Here is a 1,911-nt window from a genome sequence, read left to right on the forward strand (position 1 = left end):
CAGACCGCCCAGGCCCACGGCGCGGAGGACCGTGTGGGGGTGATCGGCTCCCTGCGGCGGGACGAGGGCGGCCTGCGGCGCTTCGTCACCTCCCTGTCCGAGGCCCACGCCGCGGGGGTGGCCGTCGACTGGGCGGCCTACTACGCCGACACCGGCGCCCAGCGCGTCCCCCTGCCCACCTACGCCTTCCAGCACGAGTGGTTCTGGCTCACGCCGGGCGTCCGCTCGGCGGACGCCACGGCGGCCGGGCTCGGCCGCGTCGACCACCCGGTGCTCGCCGCGGCGGCCCGGATCGGTGACCGTGACGAGTGGCTGTTCAGCGGACGCCTGTCGATCGAAGCCCAGCCGTGGACGCGTGACCACATCGTGTTCGGCATGGTCCTGGTCCCCGGGGCGGCGCTGGTCGAGATGGCGCTGACCGCCGGACGCGAGGTCGGGTGCCCGGTCGTGGACGAGTTGGTGATCGAGTCCCCGCTGCTGCTGGACGAGGACGCGACGGTGCGGGTGCAGGTGACCGTGGGGGCGGCCGGGGAGGACGGCCGCCGCGAGGTCGCCGTCTTCACCCGCCCGGAGAGCGTCGATGACGACGGACCGGGCGAGGCCACCTGCCACGGCCGGGGCTGGCTGGCGGCCGAGGGCGAGCCGGTGGCGGCGTCGCCGGGGCAGTGGCCGCCTGCGGGAGCCGAGCCGATCGACGTGGACGAGCTGTACCGGCGGGTGAACAAGCACGCGCACCTGACCGACCCCGGGTTCGACTACGGTCCCGCGTTCCGGGCCGTCCGGTCGGCCTGGCAGGTCGGGGAGGACGTGTGCACCGAGCTGGTGCTGCCGGAGGTCGCGGGCTCCGCGCAGGGCTTCGCCGTCCATCCGGCGCTGCTCGACTCGGCGCTGCACGGCGGGCTCGGCATGCTCCACCGCCCCGGTTCCGAGGGCGGGTTGCCGTTCTCCTGGTCCGGGGTCCGGCTGGCGGACACCGGTAGCACCCGGCTGCGGGTGCGCGTCGGGCTGGCCGACGAGACCACGCTGCGGCTGGAGATCGCCGGGGAGGACGGCACCCCGATCGCGGCGGTGTCCCGGATGGACGTCCGCCCGGTCGAGCAGGCGCAGCTCGAATCCGCGCGGCGGAGCGGTCGGCGTTCGCTGCACCGGATCGAATGGGTGGACGTCCCCGCCGGGTCGGCGACGTCGGCCCACGTCGCGGTGCTCGGTGAGCTCGACGTGCCGGGCGACCGCTACGCCGACCTGGCCGATCTGGAGCAGGCGATCGCCGACGGCGCGACGGCCCCGGAGGTCGTCGTGACCGCCGTGGCGACGGTCACCGATGCGGGCGATCCGGCCGCGTGCGCACGGGCGACGGCGCTGAGTGCGTTGACGCTGGTCCAGCGCTGGGTGGCCAGCGAGCCGCTGCGCGAGGCGCGGTTGACGGTCGTCACGCGGGGCGCGGTCGCCGTCCGGGACGAGACGCCCGAACTCGCGCAGGCACCCGTGTGGGGCCTGGTCCACAGTGCCCACACGGAGCACCCGGACCGCTTCACCCTGATCGACTACGACGGCGGCGGCGTGCCCGACTGGGGCGCGCTGCTCGACCTGGAGGAGCCGCAGGTCGCGGTCCGCGAGGGCCGGTTGCTGGCCCCGCGTCTGGGCCGGGCCGTCGGCGGCGAGCCGCCGACGGTCGACACCGGGGGCGCGGTCCTGGTCACCGGTGGTACGGGCGGGCTGGGCGCGCTGTTCGCGCGGCACCTGGTGGAGCGGCACGGCGTCAAGCGCCTGGTGCTGGTGAGCCGGCGTGGACCGGCGGCCGACGGTGTCGGTGAGCTGGTGGCGGACCTGGAGGCGCGGGGCGCCGAGGTCCGGGTCGCGGCGTGCGACGTGGCCGACCGGCACCGCCTGACGGCACTGTTCGAGTCCTTG

At 75.9% G+C, this 1,911-nt stretch carries 1 protein-coding gene; it reads left to right on the forward strand.

Translation table 11 applies throughout. The annotated features are described in order from the left end of the window. Positions 1-1,911: polyketide synthase dehydratase domain-containing protein (locus IF129_RS25905; RefSeq protein ID WP_191212275.1), on the forward strand; the 1,911-nt coding region annotated here is incomplete at both ends.

This window comes from Streptomyces chumphonensis (assembly GCF_014779715.1).
GTDB lineage: Bacteria > Actinomycetota > Actinomycetes > Streptomycetales > Streptomycetaceae > Streptomyces > Streptomyces chumphonensis.